General features: G+C 35.2%; 23 protein-coding genes and 1 pseudogene. 8 read left to right on the plus strand and 16 right to left on the minus strand.

From position 1 onward, the window contains the following. Positions 1 to 67: 67 nt before the first annotated feature. The gene (locus CKJ95_RS14510; RefSeq protein ID WP_099354159.1) at positions 68 to 1,066 is read left to right on the plus strand and encodes a spermidine synthase; all 999 of its coding nucleotides are present in this window, start codon (positions 68 to 70) and stop codon (positions 1,064 to 1,066) included. 54 nt (positions 1,067 to 1,120) lie between these two features. On the opposite strand, the gene CKJ95_RS14515 is transcribed toward CKJ95_RS14510, so the two are convergent. Both CKJ95_RS14515 and metK read right to left on the minus strand, forming a co-directional pair. Then, the gene (locus CKJ95_RS14515) at positions 1,121 to 2,032 is read right to left on the minus strand and encodes a spermidine synthase (RefSeq protein ID WP_099354160.1); all 912 of its coding nucleotides are present in this window, start codon (positions 2,030 to 2,032) and stop codon (positions 1,121 to 1,123) included. 160 nt (positions 2,033 to 2,192) lie between these two features. Next, positions 2,193 to 3,336, minus strand: a pseudogene (metK, locus tag CKJ95_RS14520) (methionine adenosyltransferase). 282 nt (positions 3,337 to 3,618) lie between these two features. On the opposite strand from metK, the gene speD reads away from it, so the two are divergent. Continuing rightward, entirely contained in the window at positions 3,619 to 4,035 is a 417-nt protein-coding gene (gene speD / locus CKJ95_RS14525; protein WP_257215810.1) for an adenosylmethionine decarboxylase, read from the plus strand. 283 nt (positions 4,036 to 4,318) lie between these two features. Further along, complete coding sequence (locus tag CKJ95_RS14530) at positions 4,319 to 4,699, plus strand: hypothetical protein (RefSeq protein ID WP_099354162.1); 381 nt, start codon at positions 4,319 to 4,321, stop codon at positions 4,697 to 4,699. Between the two features lie 295 nt (positions 4,700 to 4,994). Here CKJ95_RS14530 and CKJ95_RS14535 read toward each other — a convergent pair whose 3' ends face one another. Then, the gene (locus tag CKJ95_RS14535) at positions 4,995 to 5,396 is read right to left on the minus strand and encodes a hypothetical protein (protein WP_099354163.1); all 402 of its coding nucleotides are present in this window, start codon (positions 5,394 to 5,396) and stop codon (positions 4,995 to 4,997) included. A 219-nt stretch (positions 5,397 to 5,615) separates the two neighbouring features. Between CKJ95_RS14535 and CKJ95_RS23435 the strand changes: the two genes are divergently transcribed. Both CKJ95_RS23435 and CKJ95_RS14550 read left to right on the plus strand, forming a co-directional pair. Then, a complete protein-coding gene (locus CKJ95_RS23435) occupies positions 5,616 to 6,416 on the plus strand; it encodes a hypothetical protein (RefSeq protein WP_180271525.1) in 801 nt (266 codons plus the stop codon). 320 nt (positions 6,417 to 6,736) lie between these two features. Continuing rightward, on the plus strand, positions 6,737 to 7,582 hold the full coding sequence (locus CKJ95_RS14550) for a hypothetical protein (protein ID WP_099354165.1): 846 nt from the start codon (positions 6,737 to 6,739) through the stop codon (positions 7,580 to 7,582). Between the two features lie 72 nt (positions 7,583 to 7,654). Here CKJ95_RS14550 and CKJ95_RS14555 read toward each other — a convergent pair whose 3' ends face one another. The 8 genes from CKJ95_RS14555 to CKJ95_RS14590 all read right to left on the minus strand — a co-directional run bounded on the left by CKJ95_RS14555 (position 7,655) and on the right by CKJ95_RS14590 (position 14,404). Next, entirely contained in the window at positions 7,655 to 8,539 is an 885-nt protein-coding gene (locus tag CKJ95_RS14555) for an S-Ena type endospore appendage (protein WP_099354166.1), read from the minus strand. Between the two features lie 182 nt (positions 8,540 to 8,721). Next, positions 8,722 to 9,393, minus strand: a complete 672-nt coding sequence (locus CKJ95_RS14560; protein ID WP_099354167.1) for a DUF2642 domain-containing protein — start codon at positions 9,391 to 9,393, stop codon at positions 8,722 to 8,724. Positions 9,394 to 9,582: 189 nt separating this feature from the next. After that, on the minus strand, positions 9,583 to 10,488 hold the full coding sequence (locus CKJ95_RS14565; RefSeq protein WP_099354168.1) for a hypothetical protein: 906 nt from the start codon (positions 10,486 to 10,488) through the stop codon (positions 9,583 to 9,585). Between the two features lie 317 nt (positions 10,489 to 10,805). Next, on the minus strand, positions 10,806 to 11,156 hold the full coding sequence (locus tag CKJ95_RS14570; protein WP_099354169.1) for a DUF1360 domain-containing protein: 351 nt from the start codon (positions 11,154 to 11,156) through the stop codon (positions 10,806 to 10,808). Positions 11,157 to 11,338: 182 nt separating this feature from the next. Next, positions 11,339 to 12,697 (minus strand): arsenic transporter, encoded by a 1,359-nt coding sequence (locus tag CKJ95_RS14575; protein ID WP_099354170.1) that lies wholly within the window; start codon positions 12,695 to 12,697, stop codon positions 11,339 to 11,341. A 439-nt stretch (positions 12,698 to 13,136) separates the two neighbouring features. Next, entirely contained in the window at positions 13,137 to 13,541 is a 405-nt protein-coding gene (locus tag CKJ95_RS14580; RefSeq protein ID WP_099354171.1) for a hypothetical protein, read from the minus strand. Between the two features lie 162 nt (positions 13,542 to 13,703). Further along, complete coding sequence (locus CKJ95_RS14585) at positions 13,704 to 14,027, minus strand: hypothetical protein (RefSeq protein ID WP_099354172.1); 324 nt, start codon at positions 14,025 to 14,027, stop codon at positions 13,704 to 13,706. Positions 14,028 to 14,107: 80 nt separating this feature from the next. Beyond that, positions 14,108 to 14,404, minus strand: coding sequence for a hypothetical protein (locus CKJ95_RS14590; RefSeq protein WP_099354173.1), 297 nt, complete (start codon positions 14,402 to 14,404; stop codon positions 14,108 to 14,110). A gap of 295 nt (positions 14,405 to 14,699) precedes the next feature. Between CKJ95_RS14590 and CKJ95_RS14595 the strand changes: the two genes are divergently transcribed. Both CKJ95_RS14595 and CKJ95_RS14600 read left to right on the plus strand, forming a co-directional pair. After that, entirely contained in the window at positions 14,700 to 14,969 is a 270-nt protein-coding gene (locus CKJ95_RS14595; RefSeq protein WP_099354174.1) for a hypothetical protein, read from the plus strand. 44 nt (positions 14,970 to 15,013) lie between these two features. Then, a complete protein-coding gene (locus tag CKJ95_RS14600) occupies positions 15,014 to 15,478 on the plus strand; it encodes a spore coat protein (RefSeq protein ID WP_099354175.1) in 465 nt (154 codons plus the stop codon). 475 nt (positions 15,479 to 15,953) lie between these two features. On the opposite strand, the gene CKJ95_RS14605 is transcribed toward CKJ95_RS14600, so the two are convergent. Next, positions 15,954 to 16,202 (minus strand): hypothetical protein, encoded by a 249-nt coding sequence (locus CKJ95_RS14605; protein ID WP_099354176.1) that lies wholly within the window; start codon positions 16,200 to 16,202, stop codon positions 15,954 to 15,956. 87 nt (positions 16,203 to 16,289) lie between these two features. Here CKJ95_RS14605 and CKJ95_RS14610 point away from each other — a divergent pair, with 87 nt between their 5' ends. Next, positions 16,290 to 16,919, plus strand: coding sequence for a LysE family translocator (locus tag CKJ95_RS14610; protein WP_099354177.1), 630 nt, complete (start codon positions 16,290 to 16,292; stop codon positions 16,917 to 16,919). Here the strand turns inward: CKJ95_RS14610 and CKJ95_RS14615 are convergent. The 4 genes from CKJ95_RS14615 to CKJ95_RS14630 all read right to left on the minus strand — a co-directional run bounded on the left by CKJ95_RS14615 (position 16,916) and on the right by CKJ95_RS14630 (position 21,008). Then, positions 16,916 to 18,262: an amino acid permease gene (locus CKJ95_RS14615; protein WP_099354178.1), complete on the minus strand. Its 1,347-nt coding sequence runs from the start codon at positions 18,260 to 18,262 to the stop codon at positions 16,916 to 16,918. The two genes, CKJ95_RS14610 and CKJ95_RS14615, sit on opposite strands and share 4 nt — an antisense overlap. Before the next feature lie 7 nt (positions 18,263 to 18,269). Then, positions 18,270 to 19,502 (minus strand): MFS transporter, encoded by a 1,233-nt coding sequence (locus CKJ95_RS14620; RefSeq protein ID WP_099354179.1) that lies wholly within the window; start codon positions 19,500 to 19,502, stop codon positions 18,270 to 18,272. Between the two features lie 184 nt (positions 19,503 to 19,686). Continuing rightward, positions 19,687 to 20,322, minus strand: a complete 636-nt coding sequence (locus tag CKJ95_RS14625; protein ID WP_373604856.1) for a LysE family transporter — start codon at positions 20,320 to 20,322, stop codon at positions 19,687 to 19,689. Between the two features lie 173 nt (positions 20,323 to 20,495). Then, positions 20,496 to 21,008: a DUF3231 family protein gene (locus CKJ95_RS14630; protein ID WP_099354181.1), complete on the minus strand. Its 513-nt coding sequence runs from the start codon at positions 21,006 to 21,008 to the stop codon at positions 20,496 to 20,498. Positions 21,009 to 21,158: the final 150 nt, after the last annotated feature.

Below are 21,158 nucleotides of genomic sequence, written 5' to 3' on the forward strand. Positions count from 1 at the left end.
AATTTTATAGAATAATATCATGATATGACGTTTGTCTATAATATTTCATTGATTGGTGGGAATAGAAATGTATAATCCTAAAATATGGCTATCGGAAGAAGTAACAAGAATTCCTCACTCTAATAAAAAGGGAAAGCAAGGAAATGATCATACATCAAAAATTACGACTAATAAAAACCACTTTAGGGGCGACGAGTGGGACCGAATAAATCTTACCGAAATGTTAAAAAGTCCTCACAAAAAACTATATGCAGGTCAAAGCAGCTTTCAAAACATTCAGGTTTTGGAAGCAAAAGAAATTAGGATGTTTTTAGATGGACAATTACAATTTAGTTCATTGGATGAACGGATTTATCATGAAGCATTCGTTCATGTACCTATGTCTCTCTCTATGTCGCATGAACGTGTCTTAATTTTAGGAGGCGGTGACGGTCTCGCATTAAGGGAAGTTTTGAAATACCCTGATGTAAAACATGTAGACCTTGTTGACATTGATTCAGAAATTTTACGTATAGCAAGAGATATACCTGAGATTGTATCGCTTAATGAACGAGCATTCTATGATAAGCGTGTGACTGCCTACGCTGAGGACGCTCGGGTCTTTTTACAAACCAACAAAAGGAAGTATGATTTAATAATTGTTGATTTCCCAGATCCTACAGATCCTGTTTTAGCAAGCTTATATTCAATAGAAATGTTTCAAGCATTAGGTGACTGTTTAACAAGTAACGGTTTGCTTGTATGTCAGGCAAATTCTCCCGAGGATACTCCTATCGTATATTGGAGCATTGGATTAACAATGGAAAAAGCAGGATTTTATACTCAGAGCTACCATACAATCATTCCTTCATTTGGAGATTGGGGATTTCAATTAGGATCTAAAACTCCTGTATCCACTCAACTAAGAGAAATTAATGTTCCATATCGAACATTACCTACAAACTTAGGTAAGTTGTTTCATTTTAGCAGTCAGTTGTTATCTTATAGAGCAGAGGCAATTGTTAATCATGAAAGTAATCCTCAATTAGATAAAATTTTCCAAGAGGAAATAGTTAAAGTATATTAAAAAATTAAATTACAAAAAAGCTACCCCCGGGTAGCTTTTTTTGTGCTAATTGTATTAAAACACTCTATTCGTTATATCAATTAAAACAGTATTTTGATCTGTTTGTACCTTTCCGGTGTTTTTATTTATTTTAAGATAATATGGCAGTCGGAACATATCCCTTAATCGATTAGTTGTTAAATAATCAGCTTTAGTTATCATAGATAAATTTTCGACTCGAACATTGTTTGTCGTAGCAAGACAAAATAACCAATCCTCTCCATCTTCTGGTTCAAAGTAATGGTATGGAAAAACATTAAAGCCAGCTTTAAAGAGAGTTTTATAGACACTCCATAAATACTCAGGGGTTGTATCCGCAGTCGAACACCCTACACTAATGGCTCCTCCTGTTTTTAAACGACTTTTTATGAGACTGTAAAACTCCACACTAAAAAGACGAGAAAGAGATGGATTTTTATCCGTGGGCTCTGGGAGATCTACAATTATTACGTCCCATTTGGTTGTATTATTTTCTAAAAATTTTCTTCCATCTTTAATTATTGTTTGTACTTTTGGGTGGTTCAACGAACCGTTATTAAATTGAACCATACCCTTTAGTTTTTTACCGAAGTATACCATCTCTTTATCAATATCTAATGTAACCACTTTCTCTACATCAGAATAAAGTAGAACTTCTCGGGTCGTTATCCCACCTCCACCTCCAATGATCAAAACCTTTTTCCGGTTTCGAGCAGCAAGCATCGGAGCATGTACCATTGCTTCCGCAAATCTACGCTCATCAGGTGTTGTACCAAACATCATATGCCCATTACTATAAATCAACAGTTCACCATCTTCTTCTACAAGTGCTATTCTTTGGGTCGGCGTCTTATAAGTTCGTAAAACTACATAATCACCATCAGGTTCTTCTTCCAAACTAATGTAGTCTCTAATAGAATCATAATCAACATCCTTATAATTACTCATAACCACAACTCCTTGTTATTAATGTCTTTTTTAAATGCTATTCATTGGATATTGTGGATGTTCGTAATATCCGCTCTTGTAGTAATAATATGGACCAATTAATTGTTAAACCCAAATAATAAAATCGATTTTTATACTTTTTTATGGTGTATACACGTTTCTAATTTCCTGTGCCTCTAGCCCCTTCTTTTAAAACCTCTATCTTATCCGTTTTTTCCCAAGGTAAGGAAAGATCTGTTCTACCAAAGTGTCCATAACAAGCAGTTTGTAAATATATTGGCCTTCTTAGGTGTAACATGTTTATAATACCTGCAGGGCGAAGATCAAAGTGTCGGCGTATTAATTCAACTATTTGGCTATCTTCTATTTTGCCAGTTCCATAGGTTTCTACAGCTATAGAAACTGGTGAAGCCACACCTATAGAATATGCCAGCTGTACCTCACATCTTTCTGCAATACCCGCTGCAACAATATTTTTAGCAACATAACGTGCTGCATATGCTGCAGAACGATCTACTTTGGTTGGGTCTTTACCTGAAAATGCTCCACCCCCATGCCTAGCAAAACCACCATACGTGTCAACGATAATTTTACGACCAGTTACTCCTGCATCCCCCGCAGGTCCCCCTATAACAAAACGACCTGTTGGATTTATGAAATACTTTGTCTCATTGTCTATTAAATTTCGGAACCACATGTGAGATTACATGATGGTGCAGATCCTTTTTAATCTGTTCAATCGATACTCCAGGATCATGTTGCGTTGAGATAACGATTGTATCAATACGAATAGGCTTTGAATCTTCGTACTCCACTGTTACTTGTGCTTTCCCATCTGGACGTAAATACCCAATCGTCCCATCCTTCCTTATTTCTGATAAACGTCTTACAAGTTTATTAGATAAAGAGGTTGCTAAAGGCATTAACTCTGGCGTTTCATTACAAGCAAACCCAAACATGATTCCTTGATCTCCGGCACCAATTGCTTCAATGTCACCTTCATTCATAGCACCTTCGCGTATTTCTAATGCTTGGTCAACCCCCATTGCTATATCAGGAGATTGCTTATTTAACGCTACTAAAATTTTACAAGAATCCGCATCAAAACCATACTCAGGATTGGTATAACCAATGCTCCGAATTACATCTCTTACAACTTTTAAAAAATCAATCGAGCAGCCCGTTGTAATCTCACCAGATATTACAACTAAATCTGAACTAACCATGGTCTCACAAGCTACACGAGCGTTTGGATCTTTTTGATAAATGGCATCTAAAACAGCATCAGAAATTTGATCACACATTTTATCTGGATGTCCTTCAGTAACAGATTCTGTCGTAAATAAGTGTCTTTGTTTTTTATACAAAACACCTCATCTCCTTTCAATTAAAACCACTACAATATGCTACGATTAACCGAAGTTTCATGCTTGGACTCCCATCTACTTTACATAAATTCCTACCTCTATGAACCAAAGGTATAGCAGACCATTTTCAAGTAAATAAGGACAACCGTACAATCTATTTCTTTGTATACTCATAACATGATTGAAAAGGAAAAATGAGGGGAATGATGTATTTTGATCATGGAAGGGCAGCATATTATTATTGATGCTTTCGAATGCGATGTTGTATATTTAAACGATATCACTTATTTAGAAAAATTGTGTAATGAAGCCGCTTTAAACACAGATATGGAGGTCTTATATACTTACTTCCATCAATTTGAGCCACAAGGAGTAACAGGCATGTTAGTTTTGTCAACATCACATATTTCAATTCACACTTGGCCTGAAGAAGGTTACGCCTCATTAGATTTTTATACGTGTGGCGATCATAATCTTACTTCACAAGTTAAATTTCTACTACAAGGCTTATCTTCAAAAAATGCAATGGTTTATAATTTTTCCAGGGGCGTGTCCTATCCACAAATTATTCAATGTAAAAACATACGATTCAACGACACTATGCTAGATGATAACTCTGACTTACAACAAGAATAAGAAGCCTAGATGAAACACATTAGAAACAGTAGTACTCCTTCGTATCTAAATCTGTTTATTACTATTAATTTAATGAAAAAATAGGGTAGATAGAAATTAATACCAACTGCTATTTTAACAAGGCATGACTTCTACTAGTCATGCCTTATATTTTGTTTCTACATTTCTATCAAATGATTGAGGAAATACTCTATGAAAAATGGTTAAAATGGCTGTTACTTCTGTCCACGCTATTTCAGAATACTTGCATTTAATATAATACGAGCCAAGAGGAGGTGAGATAATGACACGGGGATTTTATGAAAATGCTCATTTTCCCGACTTTACAGAACGACTTAACGATAATGCAAAGAATCTTGCTTTAGAAAATAATTTTAATGAGGAATCTTGCGGGGTGACTGTGGTAGCTGAGAAAAGTCCCAATACTACTTTCATTGGTACGAATCCACTGATTCAAATTGAAAGTGAACATGTTACTCTAGAAACCCAACTTACCTCTAGGGTTGTTTTGTTTATACCAGGATTTCGTTTAGATGATCATATCAATATTGTATTAAGCGGAAACGAAGAAGACATTGAAAAAGTAATGGTCTATGCTCTACTTGAAGATCCGTCTGGTGAAAATTTTCTTTCTACCGAAATAATAACTGAAAAAGAAAATTAGACAACCTTGCAAAAAAAAGTAGCAGATCCCTTCTATGGAATCTGCTTTACCATTATTTTGATTGTCTATTTTTCCCGCATCCACATCCACCAGTACTTTTTTTCTGTTTAGGTTGAATTTTAGATGATGTAATAATTTTTACTCCAGAGCGATTTTGCGTTCTTTTGTTCATAACTTGATTCCTCCCTTAGTACATGTTACTAACAAGTTATGAAGTTATAAAATAAATTGACACTACCTCTGGCTAATTTTAAAAAATATATTGTTGGCTTCTTTAATAATTGTTGAAGGTTCTCTATTTCTTTTTATCGTGGTCCCATTCAGAATTGAGCGGTCTGTTATGGCGTTTAATTGCATTTTGATTTTCTAAATTATTTACAAACCAAGAATTCAGCGATTGCTTTTTTCCACCTTGGTCAAAATTTATCTCCTGATTTTTTGCTCCACCATTACTTCTGAGAATCCTATTTTCTGTTTTTAACTCTTCAACTTGTTGCATTAATGTATTTATTCTTTGTTTTAATTCTGTTACCTGATCCTCCAGTATTTGATTGTTGTCATTACTATGAGTGTTTTGGTTTACCTGAGCATTTTTTTCGTATTTCTTTAATCGTTCCTTATATTTAGATACCTCAGATTGGTAATGAATGAGTTTTTGTTTTAACATGATGTTTTCATCAGATATACTTTTCTTCAAAGTACCTCACTCCTTTCCTCATATGATAAATATCTATAATATATGTAATTCAAAATGCTAGGTATTTATACCACTAAGTTAAGATTTTCAGAGAAAATTCCGCTTTTGTCACAGAACATTTGACTATTAGATTCATACTATACAGTAGCCCCGATACCCAAAGGGAATATTATTTAGAACCAGCTCAAGGGTAAATATTTTTATATAGGAGGAAAAAAGGTGAGTAGATTTAACCATAAAGAAAAAGAAAAAGTTTGTATTAAAACACGTAAAGTTTATGACTGGATTACTCGTCAAGTAGAGGTTCCAATCATCAATATGGCCGACGATAAGCTTGATGCAAAGTTTAAGTGCAACAGCGGAGGCGGCCACGGTGGTGGAGGCAACCACGGCGGCGGCGGAGGCGGCAGCCACGGCGGCGGAGGCGGTGGTAAATCCGGCGGTGGTACAAATGATATCCAAAAACTTTGCCAAATTCTTGAAAATGCAGGTGATGATTTTACAGTAAATTGTTTCCTAAGTGATGAAGATGGACGTAGAATTGATCCTCGCATGGATAGCTATGATTTTACTTGTAAAGAAATCGTACCTTCAAATGGGCGTACTCCAGTAACTGTTACTTTACCAAATGGAGATACAGTAACACTTCAAAGAGTAAAAGCGTTAGTAAAAGGGTTTGTAGCTGTTCAAATCCTTAACGACTATGGCGAAGTTATCTGCTCCTCTAAAGGGATTCCATTTGCGACTGTACAAAATTTCTTATTATGTGCTCCTGATGGAACAGATTTAGAATGTCATGTATCATTCTTTGAATGTGATGCTAACCTAATTTGTGCCCAAGATTTCCAACAATTAGATGTATCTCTTACACTATGCCTTGAAGTACAAGTTGAAGCAGATGTAAAACTTGAAATCGAAGCAAAATTCTGCCACCCACGTGATGAGATCCTAGAACCAGCACAACTTTGCCCAACGGATATTTTTCCGCCACAATGTCCTGAAATTTTTCCAGCATATTAGAAACTTTAAAATGTAGGGGCTGTTGAACAATGCAACAGCCTTTTCTTTTTTTATCTTATTTCATCAAATTAGAAATCCTTTTTAAAAATATATGACTACTCGCCCTTCTACATCACATACATATAATATAAAGGCATGTAAGGAGATGTTCAAAAAGTCATCTTCATAAACTTATTATGAAACTTCAAATCAAACGTCACTCCGCCTATAAGGTTTTCATGTGTTTAAAACATTTATTTTTTTCCTTATAGGGGGTTCATGAACATCTCACTTCTGATTTGTCGACTTTTTGAACACATACTGTAAAGGAGGAAAAGCTCTTGAGTAGAGGTAAATTTGATGATGACTTCCAAAATAAAGATTCAAAGCTGCAACTACAACAAAAAATTATTCATTACCGTTCGGAAGTCATTACATTGCAAAATAAATTAAAAAAAAACGAGCAGGAACTGGAAAAAGAAAAAATACGAAATCAGTACCTCCAAGAGAAATTATTTGAAGCTCAAAACACAAACCTTGAGTCATATGAGAAAGAAATTTCTTCTCTCCAAATGCAACTTTTAGCCAGTGAAGTTGCCTTAGAAGAGGAAAAAAAACGCGTTAAATTGATTCAAGAAAAGCTCATACAATCAACTCAGATTGAAAAACAAGTGATAGAAGCAAAACCAGAACCACTACTAGGATTACAATCCTATTTTAACTATTCTTTTTTGTATACACCTGAGGAAGAAAGATTCGAAGAGGAAACCGGGTACCATGATATTTCAATCATTGGTGACTGCCTAATTGAAAATTACGGTACAGCTGACCTTCAGCAGCCGATTATTTGTATTCGTATAACTCCACACACTGCTGGACATTTAAGTGGAAAAATTGCAACAAATAGATCAGAACTAAATGACGAAATCGATGATAATTCACGACAAGAAGAATGGCATTTTGTACATGACGATTGGAAAGAAAGAATCAAAAAAAATGGGGAGTATTGGATTAAACCCCAAAAAACCTCTATTATTCAGCCAAAAGGTAAACTCACTTTTTCCAATTTTGAATTGACTATTAGAAGTCCAATGGAACATAAATCAATCATTCTAGAGGCATTTGCTTATTGCAAGGAGTTTCCAAGCGGGATTCCATCACTAAATAAAATTATCATAAACCTGTAGTTACTCTTCCATAATCAATGGAGATCATCTTTATTGATTATGGAAGTTTTAATACAATCTTAAGAAGTCTCATCAAACAATTCTTGGTTTACTAAAGTGACCTTCTACTTCTACAATCACCTCTTCAACAGTCATTATTTTTTGATAGAGGGTGATTTTGAGCTTAATTTCAAAGGAAGGACCAATTTCTCCTATATTAGTTTCAACTACTTGACAATCAGCCTCTAGTACTTTACAATCCACCCTCGTCTGTTTAGGTGCTTTAAGCAGCACTTTATCTTCAGCTTTAAAAATAATCGGTTCTGTCGTGAAAACACAATCACTATTGTAAAAAAATTGTAAAATGACAAACCCTTCCTTCAGCACTTTAACCTTTTGTAATTCAACGGTATTCCAATCAGGTAGCGTTAAAGTTAAGGAGTCTCTTCCGTATATTTGTGGAACTTCTATACACGTAATCGGCGGTAATTTATGTGAAAGGTGTAGTATCCCCTCTTTGTTAGAAAGAAAGCATTTCACATCCGAACTGTAGAGCCAACTTAAAAACAAATGTGGATTAAATCCAATCTCAAATAACCCCATAAATTCCCCTTCATCACCTTCACTGCTTACTTCTATAGTCTTTAAATGTTCGGTCTCAAATGTAAGACATTCCCCTTCACTCAGAGTGTATTGCACTTTTCCATTTACCACTATGTTCATCTCCCCTCCACAGCCACTTTCAAACAAGATTGTCACAGCAGCAGGGAGTCCTTTTGTAAATTTGTGATCCGCACTCCATACAATCTTTGGGGCTTCCCCAGTAGGAACAATAAATTCATCAACAATTGTACTAAAATCAACATTTTCTAAAATATCTGCTATCCATTCAGTTCGAGTAAGTTGGTACGTCCAGTCAGTAAACTTTGTAACTTTAATACAATGTGTTTCACTTTTATTTAGTTCATTGAGAGTCAATATCCATACACCCCCATTGCTACACATATAGTATGTGACAATAGCGGAATTGTTCCGGACCGAAAGTATATAGACAAACACCCTTTAGAGGGAACCACATATACTGATAAGGAATGTACAATCACGAAAAAGCAGGAGTTTCCAACATAAAAAAACCTTCGAAACGAAGGTTTTCTAATCGGTTACGAAAAGTGCAAAGTTTTTATATGACGAGTATTGCTAAAAACCGTTTCCTCCCGTGCAGTAACCAATTCAATAATATTATCTTTCACGTTTTTTAGTTGACCTATCTTATCTTTATCTTCACCTAAATCAAATACGACCATCTGTCCTTGTAGCTTTTTAACTTGTTCCTCAAACGTTCTAGCCAACGTAATTGAAGAGGGATTAACTGGAAACTTCTGCTTATCAAGTCCATAAGGAGTTTGATTTTGATTATACGGAATTAACCATTTTAAGTGCTGGAATGGGATAAACATTGTTTTAAAGACTGGTGAATAAAATACGATATAATCATTCATTAAGTTTGTCACATACCCGTGAATGGAATTTTTCGAGGTAACACAAAGTTCAACGAAAAGACCCTTTGCATTATTCACGATTTTTCGTAAGGAGATCTCATCAGTATAAGTGTTTATTGGTGTATTCCCGGGATTCGTAATTTCTTCTGTCTCATCCAACCTTGGAATTTTCACTTTTTGTATATGAAAAATAGGCATGTAGTAGAAGTTTCCTTCTTTTGTATATAAGACGATTATATCAGAACCTATTTCAACAAGGATGCCGATTATTTGTTTATGACCAGATATTTCAACAACAACTTGTTCATCGATATAATGGCTTAGATGCTTCAAAAAACTCACCTCAATTCTAAAATTTTTTACTTTTGTACAGAACATGTACACTTTTATAGACATAAATTACTTTTAATCTACCAGGATAAGAAAAAAGTATCGGCATCTTTCGCATGAGACACCGCATAACGCAAGAAGAGACCGATACTCTTTGTTATCTATTTCTTAACCATTTACGTTGTAAAGATGTTATAGCCTCGATTTTGTTGAGCCACTGTACATTTTGATACTAAATGATTTTTTGCTGTCATTTTTGTTTTGATTCTTCTGGTTGTTGGAATCATTATTTTGATTTTGGTTTTGGTTTTGATTGTTGTCATTAGATTCCTGTTGATTTTGATTATTTTCTGCATTTTGGTTATTTTCTTGTTTTAACACATAGCTAATGTTTCGAATATGGAAAGTTGCAATACGACAAACTTCTTTCTCGCAAATTAGAACTAAATGTCCGTCTGAGCTATCCGCAAGAACGCCTTGCATACTTTCTGGACCACCGCGATTAATTGTAACCCATTTATATCTCATATTTTTTAATAACTCAGTAAAGTTATCTGCTTCGACATATTCTGGTTTTACAAAAGTTGCCATAGACATCATGTTCCCATTTTGTGCTTGATTTTCATTATTATTTCCTGATCCATTTTTATTGTCGTTCACTGCATAACTCAAACTCTTCACATGTTCCAACTGATAATAAACAACCCCGTCTTTCTCAGTGTAAAGAACTAAATAATCACCCTTCACATCAAGTAATCTACCATTTCTTGCCTCTGGCCCGCCTCGGTCGATACGAACCATATTGTCTTTCATTGCTGTTAAGACATCTGAAAAAGTATTGGTTTCCTCAATCATCGACATCGTCGTCATTACAGATTCATTATTATTTGTGTTCATGCTTGTTGTTGAATCTTCAATTACACTCTTAATATGACTAGTCTGATAAATGATAACCCCCTCTTCATTTGTACTTAACACTAAATAATCAGATTTAACTGAGATTAGTTGGCCTGTTCTGGATTCAGGACCACCTTTAAACACTTTGACTGCTTTACCTTGTAAAGATTCAAGGTAGCTTAGATTAATATTTTCATTCATCAACATTTGCCTCCTTATCAAATATCATTGTGGGGTGTTTATAATGTATCTATATGCGTAGACAACGTTTTGGTCCTAATCTCTTGCCTATTTCTATAAAAATAAGCATTTGTCCATCAGAGAAAAACCTAGATTCCGATTCAATCAATGAAAATGTCCCAATTTTGTAATAGATTCCGTTGAGAAACCGTTAAAAACATGGTTTCATTGTTAGATATTTGAACCGAAAGGAAAATCACCTATAAGGTATTTATTAAGGAATCTATTTAAAAAACCTGCACCGAGACAGGAATCTAGTGCAGGTTTCTAATCAATAATTAATTTATTGTTTTTTCAATAGCAGCTTCAATTATTGCTGCAAATCCAGCTATGGCCAGAATCAAGATGAACGGTTCTATCCATCTGAGATTAAAATAATAGGCCCCATAAAGTAATAGGGAACTCCAAATCCCGGTACACCAGTAACAACTTAATAACTCACCAATCCATTTACGTAAACCTTTTCCCTTTATATGAAGATAGGATTCAACGGTTCCGTCCGGAAGTTCTTCTTCAATGATCTCATGAAAGGGACGACGCATAAAAGAAGTAATTTTATCATAGATTAATAATCGTGTTAATCTAAACGATGCCAAACTAATTAAGATAAATTCAAACCAAGTAATCATGTATTTGGACCTCCTCCCCGTATTACATTTGAACAAGAATAAATAAACATATAACCATTTTATGCATAGGATATAGGAAGGAACATTGGCATTTTAAAAATGGGCATTTGCATCAAATAAGTTATGGATACATCTATAAAAAAGAGACGTCTAAATCATTGATTTAGACGTTACACTGAATGTTATAGAAATACCAACTTTATCCAGGCATTTAGAATAAGTAGGGTCACTATTGTTGTTATTGGAATAACGATTATCGTTATCTTTAAATAATCTTTCCAAGTCACTTTTATCTTATTTTGACGTAAGATGTGCATCCAAATCAACGAAGCCAGGGTACCTATTGGTAGTAATAATGCACCTATATCACTGCCAATTATGTTCGCTAAATAAATGGTCTGTAGCGTAAGTGTATCGAGCTCCATTTCTGTCAATGCAATGGTACCAACCATTAAAGCAGGATGGTTATTAAAGATATTAGACAAAATGGAAACTAATCCTCCCATTACTAAGCTGGCTTGAAATATCCCCTCATCTACTATTGGTTTAAAAGCGGAAACTAGTAATGTCGTTAGACCTACATTGTGAAGTCCATAAATTATGACGTACATTGAAAAAGCAAACACTAAAATGTGCCATGGCGTCTTTTTAATTAAATCAATTGGATTTGTCCCTAAATAATACCACCTGAACATTAGCAGCACTAAGGATCCAAGAACTGCAACAAACTCAATTGGAATAGAGAAATAGGATGCAACAAACAGAAGACATCGGATTACTAACACAAATAATATAATTTTAAACATAAAATTTGTGCGTTTTTTCTTTAATTCTGGTGGTTGACTACCTACTTTTAATGGATGAAAATCCGGTGTAACAATAGACTCCTTATTTTCAGAAAGTAAGATTGGAAGCTTTTTCGGGATCTTATTTTTCACTAATAAGAACATTAACAGTGACATGATTAGTAATCCTAACATTGAAGGTACAAACATCATTGCAGTTTGTGTATATAGGGTCATATTTACAATCTTCAAGGCAATTAAATTTACTATGTTACTTACTCCAATTGGTGCACTCGATGCTGTTGCAATTAATGCTCCACTCAACAAATAGGGGATCTGCTGTCTAGGTTTTATACGAAGGTTTTTTAGGAGGATTATTAGGATAGGTGTTGTGATTAATATACTTCCATCGTTGTTAAATAATAACGTCATTAGAAAGCATAACAATTGGATGTACCAGTAAAGACGGTATCCCGACCCTCTCGCTAGGCTAACTAATCGCGAAGCAGTCCAATGGAAAAAACCAAAACTTTCTAAAGTAATTGCCATCACGATAGTTGAAATTATCGTTATAGACGCTCCGCCTATCTTACTTATTATATCTGCTATGTCCCCTTGTGTAACAATTCCCGATATCAAGATTAGAAAGGCTCCTACTGATGCTGGCCATGCTTCATTTAATCCTCTAGGCCTCCAAAAAATAATAGACATTGTTAGTATAAAGACACTTACCGCTATCCATATCTGAACATTCATTTTTTCACCCCTTTCAAATGCCTTACATTGACATTTGTCCTTACTTGTCTTATACACTATATTTATATTCTTTTTTAGAAATATGGAGATAGATATACGTCTAATTCTATTAAAATTGTACGCTTGTCATCACGGTCAAAATGTACCACAGAGAGAAATAACTAGAAAAATTCTAGCAATAGTTGTACCTTAGGGTGAAATGACTAGAATGTATATAGTGAGGATATACCAGAATGATAAATAACCAAATTGCAAATAACCCTTAAAACGATAGCATTCACCTACATTTACCTAACACGAAGCAAATAAAAAATGACTCCAGTAAAAATCTGAAGTCACTTTTATTATAAATTTATAACGATGAGGATTTGAATAAATAATCTATTGTCATGGAGTAATTTATATCTTATATTATTTGATTTTATGAGTAGAGACCTTATTATCGAACATACGTGTAAACAGCTCCATCACCATCTTCATTATTTAAACTTGCTACAATACGGAAACCTTGTTGGTATAAACATGAATTTGCTTCAGTAAAAGAGGTAACACCATTTACAATTTCGCAACCGCTGTCTTGAGTTTGTGAACTTGTAAATACTTCAGTCACTAAATTATTTACAACATCGACTAGAAGGTTCACAGTATCTCCAGTATATTGATCGTGATGGTGTTTATGTTTCGCATTAGCCTGACCTCCAGCTTTTGCGTTACCTTGACCTGCAGCTTTTGCATTACCTTGATCTACAGCTTTTGCATTATTTTGATCTGCTACTTGTGCGTTTTCTGAAGCATCTTTGTTGTGTCCATGATCTTTGTTGTGTCCATGATCTTTCTTAGGCATCTAATTCCCCCCTTTCTGCGAGTCTAATGTATTATATAAATGTTTCCTATTTTAGAAACGGCATTTATACTAGAATATATGTCTATTTTTTGGGGACATAAAATAATAATCTATTAGAAAACCATTCACTCTAACTTCTCTTATGTAATAGAGAAGTTACAATTATCTTCTCCATATATTTTCATTAAAATATTTCACATTTGAATTTCGTCTCTTTTTAGTTTCTCGATATTTGTCGGTTTGATCTAATAATTTCTTCGCAGCAAATTCAAACTCTTCATTTGATATTTCCTTTTTAACAAGTGACAGACATAAAAAGGCAAGCGCAATTGGTATCACATCGACTTCCACAAAAACATTGACATCGACATCTGAATTTCCGCTTTGCTTTACTCCCGCCTCCACAATTTTTGAATTTGATAGTCTATTATTAGTTGATGCACTGGACTTTCCCCTGAAGACATTGTCATTAAATAATGATTCCATAAAAAAACCTCCAACTTTAAAATTCAATAATACGGGGTATATAAAAATACACCCCGTAAAGTTCTCTAATCAAGATCACCTTAGATATTAAACTCTTGGTTCTGATCTTGATCTTGTTCTTGATCTGAATCTGCTTCAGCACGAGTTCTTGCTCTTGCTCTTGAATTTGAATCAACATCAATATCAACGTCTACTCGTGAATTACCACTGTGTGCGATCTTTGCAATATTTACATTTTTATCTTTTACTCTAACATCGTTTTCGTTATCTAGATCGTTGTCAAGTCGCGCATCGACTTCAGCATCAGTACGATTGTTCGCTTCATTTCTTGATCTTGTATTGCCGCCAAATATATCTGGGTTTCTCCATACACTCATGCTATCCCCTCCTTCCAATTTAGATAGTTTATATTATTCCAAAGCTAGTAAAACGTTTGGACAAAGGTCCATTAAAATGATAGACAAAGGTATATTTTTTGAAAAATACAATAGATTATAATCCTTTCGTATAGGTTTGTAAGGGGCATCTCTTGTTTCTATTAATAATTAGGACACTATCACGAAGGTATAAAAACACATTTATTAAATTCAGTAGATTTCTCCACTAATTGCTTATACACATTATTTGACAAGTACATAAATTAATCATGAAGAAAGTAAAGGAGGGGAGCAAATGAGGTTAGATTCATCAAATCTACAAGAATCCCAACAAAAACTTATGGAAATTCTTGTAAAGAATGTTTTTAGGAAACATGGTATTAAACCTAAATCAAATACCCTAACAAGTCAGCAACGCCAGGAAATTCGAAATACAATGCAAAAGTTGCAAAAACAAACTCAACATTTTTTAGAAAACGCACAAAAGAATGTTACAGAGAACGATGTGAACACACAAACTCATTTAGCTGACAATGTATCAAACCGAGCCAAAAAGAAAAAGTAAGGCTTCCCAATAAATTTTCAAAATAATAAAGGAGGAAATTATTAATGAATCAAGAAACTTATCGTTTCAATACTGCAAATCAAGGAAATAGATGGTCAGCTCTTGACCCAACTTCAAACCATCCTTGTTTTAATGACGACGATGTGGTACAGGAGGGCACTCAAGTTGCTTCAAACTTCCAATTAAATGAGGAATTAATTTTTATTAAGGATTCTTGTGATGTAACTGTTACAACTACAGATACAAAAGCTGCACTTAATTTACAAGCTGCATTACAAGCTGCTATTGCTCTAGTAGTAAGTATTTCTATAGCTGATGGTAATGAAGCAGAGAGAGTGACTCAAGAACTCTTACAATCTACTAGAAACAAACAGATCTCTCGCCAAAAGACTGTTATCGAAAATTCTAGAAACGTAAACGTTACAACTACAGATACTCAAGTTGCAATTAATATTCAATTATTACTTCAACTTTTAATTGCACTATTAGTAGAAGTAGATATTCTCTAGTCACTTTCATTCAACAGTATATGTATAAATACCTACTGTTGCCATTTGCATCCTAACTTTTTACAACTTTATATTTGTTATCTAGCTATGGAACAGCACTTTCAAAAAGACACAAACCCACGAAAGTATCTGTGGGTTTGTGGTTTACACGATTCTTAAAACACAAGAGCTCAGGAGAATATTCTCCTTTCCATTAATAAACTGGTTAGTGAACTATATAGTACAAATTTATATTAAAGGAGGATATAAATTGGGAAAGGTTTACTTTGAGAAATCAGATAAATCAAAATGTAAATGTAAAGATAATGAGAAAAAAGACAACAAAAAAGATAACAAAAAGGACTAATAATGCTAGTACAAATCTATCACTTTACTAGTCCAATTTTTGGGGGCTGTTTTATGTTTTATTTACTTATTTAATGGCCACTTTATAAAAAAACCCCGCTTTTTCGAAGCGGGGCTTCATTTTGCATTGTTAATACTTATTCGTCGCCTCGTTTGCACGTTGTGTTTCTTCTAGCCTACGAAGCAGTGCTTTTGCGCGTATGTATGCCAGATCTTCCGTTACGCCTAAATTTTCTACTTCTCGCAATTGCTCCTTGGCTTGTTGTACCAAGTTTTGAGCATGCTGAAATCGCTCCCTGTCACCATTTCCTTGTGACTCAATTACGGCATGTTGAGCTTCATCAACAGACTGTACAAGTTGATTCAATAGATTATCCAATTTCGTCATCTCCTTTAAAAAAAGTGATACAAGCTCTCCCTCTTGAATACAATTCCTAAGACAAGTCTTTTAAGAGGTGTATATAAAATGGGCGTTCTTTTCAGTTATGTTCTACTAGGTCTCAGCCTTGCAGCACCCATTGGTCCCGTTAATGCTGCACAATTAGACAGAGGTATCAAATACGGCTTCCTCCATGCCTGGCTCGTAGGTGTTGGTGCAGTACTCGCTGATGGAGTATACATGCTAATAGTTTACTTAGGTCTTGTATCCTTCATCAATACCCCATTTATCCAAACGTTTCTGTGGCTTTTTGGGTGTTTTGTATTGCTTTATACTGGTATTGAAAGCATGTTAAGTGCCGGACAAATTAAGATGGAGAATTCCAGAAAGCAGGAACCTGCATTTAAAGCCTTTCTCTCCGGTTTTATCATGTCGATAACAAACCCGCTAACTATTTTATTCTGGTTAGGGATTTATGGCTCTGTATTGGCCAAAACAGCTTCCACTTCAACAAGTAGTGAACTAATCCTCTATAGTGCAGCCATTTTTTGTGGGCTACTGCTATGGGATATAACAATGGCAATAGTATCGAGCGGTTTTCGGAGGATCTTGACCTCGCGCCTATTAGCACTCATTTCCATTGTCTCTGGGCTATCTCTCGTGGGCTTTGGTATCTATTTCGGTATCCAAGGTATCAAGCTTTTATTTAGTCATTAAGTTTTTTGAAGTTTTTCAAATAATGTGTCCATTCCCTTGGACTCTTTCTTTTTACTACCTTTGCTTTTGAAGAAAGCAACTATAAAGATAATTACAATAAAGCCAAGACTTATAAAGAAGCCTGGACGAATTTCTTTACTAAACAACGTGCCACTAACAGCAAGTAAAATAAATAGCACTCCAAGATAATATTTCATTTTCCCAACAAATCCAGGCTTTAATAGTCGATTTGCAGACAGAAGGATAAATAACCAATTGTATAAGAGCATGAGCCCTGCTCCAGTCGTTACATATTCATAAATACTATCAGGCATTAAAAGCGAAAAAATAATTGAAGTTAGTAGGCCGGATGCTGTTAGGATAAAGGCTGGTAATGGCACCTTTAATTTACCTTTCTTTGAAAAGATCTTCGGGGCATCTCCGTCTTCTGACAAGTTCACTAAAATACTCGTTACTCCGTATAGAGCAGCAACCATTGTGGAGAACCCTCCAATTATCAAGGCCCCATTAAAAATATCAGCAATTAATGGGATATTGTAACTATCAAGTGCTACTACAAATGTGCTTTCTTCACCTGTAAAAACCTTCCACGATACGAGCATCACAGCAAGTCCAACGGAAGCCAAATAAATGATGGTTAGAAGAAGAAGCATCATCTTTCCAGCCTTTGGTGCTTCACTCTTGTCCTTTAGCTGGGTTGCCATTAACCCCATTACTTCAATCCCACCGAAGGCATAAAACGCAAAAATCAAAGCGGACCAGAGCCCCATTATTCCTTTTGGGAAATATTCAGGAGGCAGTTGAGGATCCCTTGTTCCATCAATAGCACCTGTTACTGCCAATACTGCAATTACAATGAACATAAGGATTGCCGAGATTTTGATGAGTGCAAAGACATTCTCTAATTTGTTAATCCCACTTGTACCAATCAACAATACAGCTAAACCTAACACACCATAGATGGCAGCAAAGACCCATAAAGGGGTTCCAGGAAACCAAAACTTAGTAAAAATAGACAATGCAGTAAGCTGACTTCCCATGATAAGCATTTCGGCACTCCAGTAAATCCAGCCTATACTAAAGCCCGCCCATCTTCCGAATGCTTGTTTTGCGTAAGTACGAAACGCCCCTTTTTCAGCTTTTTTTGCAGTAAGTTTAGCTAATCCATCATAGACAAAATAAGTTCCGATTGCAGCAATAATAAATAGAATCAATACAGAGGGGCCAGCTGTTCGAATCGCAATGCTGGACCCTAGAAAAAAACCTGTTCCTATTGTACATCCAACCCCAAAAAGGGAAAGTTGCCACCATTTAATTTTTTTCTCACTTTTTTTCTTTGCCATATTTCCTCTACCTCTTTACCTTTTGGAATAAAGAATCTGTTCGAACCCGCTTAGGCGGTTTAATAAAGAATAAGACAAGAACGGTTGCTACAGCAGAAATGCCAGCTACCGAAAAAAATAATATATCATGTGAAAGCTTCATTAATATTGCAAATACAGGTGGCCCAACAGCTACTCCAATAAAGCGGGCACTACTGTAAATAGAAGTAATTGTACCTCTTTCTTCTTTTTCAGTACCATTCGTAATGAGTGCATCCAAGCTTGGAAGAGCGACTCCGATACCAATCCCACAGATGACAAGAGCAGCTATAAAAATGTACAGATTTTCCGTGTAACAAATACCAAAAACAGCTACAGTAGCTGCAAAAATCCCCGAAAAAATAATCCATTTGATTGTATTTTTATCGTCACCAAGCTTCTTTCCGGTGATAAATGAAGATAAGCAAAGTGCACCGAGTGGAATTGCCAGGATTAGACCTTTTATAATTCCATCAATTCCGTACTTATCCTCCAAAATGGACGATAAAAAGAAAAGCATACCAAATAGAATATAAAAACAGATTGCTCCCACGATAAAAATGGAAATCAGCCAACGCCCCTCTTCCTTTAGAGTGCGTTTGATTTTCTTCAGAAAAAAAGAAAAGCTTGATGTATCCACTTCATTATTCTTTGGAGTTTTAACAAGAAATTGAATCAAAAGAATTGAAATTAAGCAAAAAATGGGAAAGGCAAAAAAAGGCATATACCAAATAAAAGCAGCAAGTACCGCACCTAAAATGGGACTTAGTACCTTCCCAAACGTGTTTGATGTTTCAATCAATCCTAGCCCTGTATTCACATCTTTCTCACTTTTGCACATATCACCTACTAGCGGTAAAACAATTGGGGAAGCACCAGCAGCTCCAACGCCTTGTAAAAACCTTCCGATTAAAATGATCAAATATGGACTTTCAAATAGCCAGGAAGCTAGTCCAGAAATTAATCCCCCTATCCCTGCGATTATTAAACTAGGGATAATGACTTTTTTCCTTCCGATTCGATCAGAAAGAAAACCTGCGATTGGGATTAAGATGATGGCTACAACTGAATAGATCGTTATAATTAAACTTGATTGAAATGGTGTAATATCAATTTCTTTTTCCATTATTGGTAAAATGGGAATAAGCATAGAATTACCTAAGGTCATGACTAATGGGATGGATGCTAGTGAGAGCACTCCCCATTTCTCCGATTTTTGCATTTCTCCTATCTCCTTCGGAATTCTAATATTTATATCAAGATTAACCTATCCTTAAACCACACTTACTATGCATGGTGGAAAACTGAACAATATGATAAAAAAACCCACTAAAAGTGGGTTTTTTTAACTAATTATATTTTAGTGGGTCTTTTCCATTGCAGACGGATACAAAGAATAAATCCCCTTAAATCAGGGCTTTAATTCCCTGATAACTAAAATAAACACCAAATAGGATTAAAGACGCTCCCGAAATAACAGAGATTGCAATTAGGGTTTTTACATTAAACAGTTTTCTAAAACCAGTGGTAAGGGCCGCAACAAGGATGTCCCAAAAAGTTAGCCCAAGGAAGATCATACTGCTATAAATCAATAGTAACTCTGTTCCATTTGTTTGAGCCGTTTTCGCCAACACAGATCCATAAATCCCCAACCAAAAAAGAATGGAGAGCGGGCTAGAAATCGATAAGATAAAACCAGTCAAAAAACATTTAAATAAGGAGTCCTTTGCTCTCTGGTATGTTAACGAAATCGTATTTGCATTTTTAATGCTCTCAAATCCAGAATAAATTAGGATAAAGCCTCCAAATAACCAAAGAAAAATTTGTACAACAGGAATATCTAAAAATTGAACCATTCCTAAATAAACCATTAACATAAAAACTCCATCTGCCATCATCGAACCTACACCCACAATCCAGGCATGCCAGAACCCATTCTTGATTCCTTTATCTAGTCGCGCAGAGTTTACTGGCCCGATTGGAGCTGCTAATGTAAAACCTAAAATTATGTAACTTACTAAAATACCAACACTCAAATACATCACCTCTATACGCTTTAGATCAACTTGTAAATTTTATGACAAGCAGTTGGAATACATGTCCAAAATTTATTTAAATAGACCTAAAGCAAAGAGGTTTCCAAGTTAATATAAATTAGCAGAGCTATTCATAAGAATCACTCTGCTAGTCATTTTTATTCTAGTCCTAACAAAAATTAACAATCTCCTTGTTTGTGGAGATGTAACGGTGGCGGAATTAGCCAGCCTTTTTCTTTATTTAATCGAAGTACTTTCGCACCTAATACAGCTTTTTGATTATGGAATTGGCCAAACATCATCGCAACATCTTCTCTGATTGATTTACCAATTACCTGACTACATAGTACTAAACTTGCAGCAATATCCGCTGAAAGTGTAGCTGCAATTGCTGGGTCCGGAACTCTTGCACCTACAGGAATGTCTTCTAAACAAGCTTCAGGTGGTTCTGGTGAGGCTGGTGGTAATCCAATACCATTTTCTTTCAATAATTCCTCCACCTGTTTCGTTTCCTGCTTGCCAAGATTGATGGCTTCAGCTAATAATTTTTTCAGATCATCATCCCCAGCATGGTTAATCAAGGTTTGATAACCTGAAATCATCGCATTTCCAGCTAGTACTGAAGACCAAAGATCAAAAACCTCGCCGTAATGTAAAGGCTCTTCTTTTGGATTTCCACTTAAGATTCCCATTGTTGCCCTCCTTAAAATAGTTGAGATTTTATCCATGTCCTGTGCACTCCTTTGTTAAAGCACATAGTTAGCTTATCCATCACCCTACAATTTATTTATGACCTTTTTTAAAATTTACATTAACACTACTCTTGGGTTAATTACTAAAAA

Source organism: Fredinandcohnia onubensis, from assembly GCF_002734285.1.
GTDB lineage: Bacteria > Bacillota > Bacilli > Bacillales > Bacillaceae_L > Ferdinandcohnia > Ferdinandcohnia onubensis_A.

Bases quoted from the DNA above. Each gene is read 5' to 3' on its own strand.
- CKJ95_RS14510 (WP_099354159.1), top strand. From the start codon at position 68: ATGTATAATCCTAAAATATGGCTATCGGAAGAAGTAACAAGAATTCCT.
- CKJ95_RS14515 (WP_099354160.1), bottom strand. From the start codon at position 2,032: ATGAGTAATTATAAGGATGTTGATTATGATTCTATTAGAGACTACATT.
- speD (WP_257215810.1), top strand. From the start codon at position 3,619: ATGGAAGGGCAGCATATTATTATTGATGCTTTCGAATGCGATGTTGTA.
- CKJ95_RS14530 (WP_099354162.1), top strand. From the start codon at position 4,319: ATGACACGGGGATTTTATGAAAATGCTCATTTTCCCGACTTTACAGAA.
- CKJ95_RS14565 (WP_099354168.1), bottom strand. From the start codon at position 10,488: ATGAATGAAAATATTAATCTAAGCTACCTTGAATCTTTACAAGGTAAA.
- CKJ95_RS14570 (WP_099354169.1), bottom strand. From the start codon at position 11,156: ATGATTACTTGGTTTGAATTTATCTTAATTAGTTTGGCATCGTTTAGA.
- CKJ95_RS14575 (WP_099354170.1), bottom strand. From the start codon at position 12,697: ATGAATGTTCAGATATGGATAGCGGTAAGTGTCTTTATACTAACAATG.
- CKJ95_RS14580 (WP_099354171.1), bottom strand. From the start codon at position 13,541: ATGCCTAAGAAAGATCATGGACACAACAAAGATCATGGACACAACAAA.
- CKJ95_RS14585 (WP_099354172.1), bottom strand. From the start codon at position 14,027: ATGGAATCATTATTTAATGACAATGTCTTCAGGGGAAAGTCCAGTGCA.
- CKJ95_RS14590 (WP_099354173.1), bottom strand. From the start codon at position 14,404: ATGAGTGTATGGAGAAACCCAGATATATTTGGCGGCAATACAAGATCA.
- CKJ95_RS14595 (WP_099354174.1), top strand. From the start codon at position 14,700: ATGAGGTTAGATTCATCAAATCTACAAGAATCCCAACAAAAACTTATG.
- CKJ95_RS14600 (WP_099354175.1), top strand. From the start codon at position 15,014: ATGAATCAAGAAACTTATCGTTTCAATACTGCAAATCAAGGAAATAGA.
- CKJ95_RS14610 (WP_099354177.1), top strand. From the start codon at position 16,290: ATGGGCGTTCTTTTCAGTTATGTTCTACTAGGTCTCAGCCTTGCAGCA.
- CKJ95_RS14615 (WP_099354178.1), bottom strand. From the start codon at position 18,262: ATGGCAAAGAAAAAAAGTGAGAAAAAAATTAAATGGTGGCAACTTTCC.
- CKJ95_RS14620 (WP_099354179.1), bottom strand. From the start codon at position 19,502: ATGCAAAAATCGGAGAAATGGGGAGTGCTCTCACTAGCATCCATCCCA.
- CKJ95_RS14625 (WP_373604856.1), bottom strand. From the start codon at position 20,322: ATGTATTTGAGTGTTGGTATTTTAGTAAGTTACATAATTTTAGGTTTT.
- CKJ95_RS14630 (WP_099354181.1), bottom strand. From the start codon at position 21,008: ATGGGAATCTTAAGTGGAAATCCAAAAGAAGAGCCTTTACATTACGGC.